Here is a 1,600-nt window from a genome sequence, read left to right as displayed (position 1 = left end):
CAGTCGGCGTGTGCGCCCGACCGAGAGGACGGCGCCCGTCCGGGGCTCGGTCAGCACGCGGGTGACGGTCGCGGGGACGAGGCTCCGGGCGACGTCCGCCGGGATCGGGCCGTAGCCGTCGAGCTCGGCGGAGGCGTCGTCGGCGCCGGACGCGGTGCTCGCCGACAGGGTGACCCGCACCTCGGCGCGCACGCCGGTGACGAGGGTCGGAACGGGCCGATCGGCACCGACCGAGTCGGGCACCGTGCCGATGACGTCCGCATCGCAGAGGAGGTCGGCGAGAGCGTCGGCTCTCAGCTGGGCGAGGGTCCGCTCGTCGCCCGCTCGGGAGATCGCATCGACGGCGCCCGCCCCGGTGGTTCCGGCGGGCTCCGCTCCGGTCGTCCCGCTGGACTCCGCTCCGCAGGAGCCCGCTCCCGCGGCGGCGAGCGGCGGCGTCCCCTCCGCCGCGTCGCGGAGGATCCGGGCGATCCGGTCGAGGCGGCTGTACGCCCCCACGGCGACCGGGGCGGGGAGGAGGGCGCAGAGCGTCGCCATGCCGTCGACCTCGGGGGTCAGCCAGACCGCGCGGTCCTCGCGGGCACGTCGGTGGCGCTCGGCGAGGGGCTGCTCGTGGAGCTCCTCCCGCAGTCGGGCCAGAGCGCGCCGCAGCTGGGTCGGCGTGGTGCGGGCCGCGAGCTCGGCCGCCCGCGTATCGAACGCGGCGCGGGAGCCTGGGGGCAGGGTGGCCGCGACGGCGCAGACGACCTGGCCCGCCGCCCACCGCAGGCGCGCCCCGGCGAGGGCGGCGCGGGTGGCCGGCAGGTCTTCGACGAGGAGGCGCGCGTGGTCGAGCTCGCGGGAGGCGACCCGCTCGGAGACTCCGAGGGCGACGGCGAACTCCGCACGGATCGATCGCTCGGCGAGGTCGCTCGACGCGTGGGACGCCGAGCCGCGGGCGAACGACCCCGGATGCTCGAGCGCGGCCCGGTGCCCGGCGTGCAGCTCCTCGGCCGCGGCCAGGAGCAGCGGGGACGCCGAACGGGCCAGCGCGGCGGCCCGGTCGCCGCGAGCACGCACCTCGCTGAGCACCGCCTCCGCTGCTGTCGACCCGCTGATCATCGTCATACGTGTATTCAATCAGCGACCACCGACACGGAAGCGACGGATCGTCACATCCGTGGAGAACCGGCGTGAGGCCCTCCTGTGGAGGGAGGGATCACCGCAGCCGACGCCGCACATCCCCGCCGTCCTCGGGGCGGCGCGCGCAGGACACCGGCGCAACACCCCGCCATCCGCACCGCCTCACGCCCCCGCTCACGCGAACCGCACCGCCTCACGCACCCGCTCACGCGAACCGCGCCGCCACTCGCACCCACTCACGCGAACCGCACCGCCTCACACGCCCCCGCTCACGCGAACCGCACCGCCTCACACGCCCCCGCTCACGCGAACCGCACCGCCACACACGCCCCCCGCTCACCCGAACCGCACCGCCACACACGCCCCCCGCTCACCCGAACCGCACCGCCACACACGCCCCCGCTCACCCGAACCGCACCGCCACACACGCCCCCGCTCACCCGAACCGCACCGCCACACACGCCCCCGCTCACCCGAA

Annotated in this window: 1 protein-coding gene; it reads right to left on the bottom strand. The window is 76.6% G+C overall.

Going from position 1 to position 1,600, the window contains the following annotated elements; all coding sequences use genetic code 11:
- The coding region (locus C5C33_RS18070) for a DUF222 domain-containing protein (RefSeq protein ID WP_104261790.1) at positions 1-1,107 on the bottom strand (1,107 nt) is incomplete at its 3' end.
- Between the last annotated feature and the right edge of the window lie 493 nt (positions 1,108-1,600).

The organism is Rathayibacter sp. AY1H3 (assembly GCF_002932015.1).
This window is presented reverse-complemented; position numbering and strand designations above follow the sequence as displayed.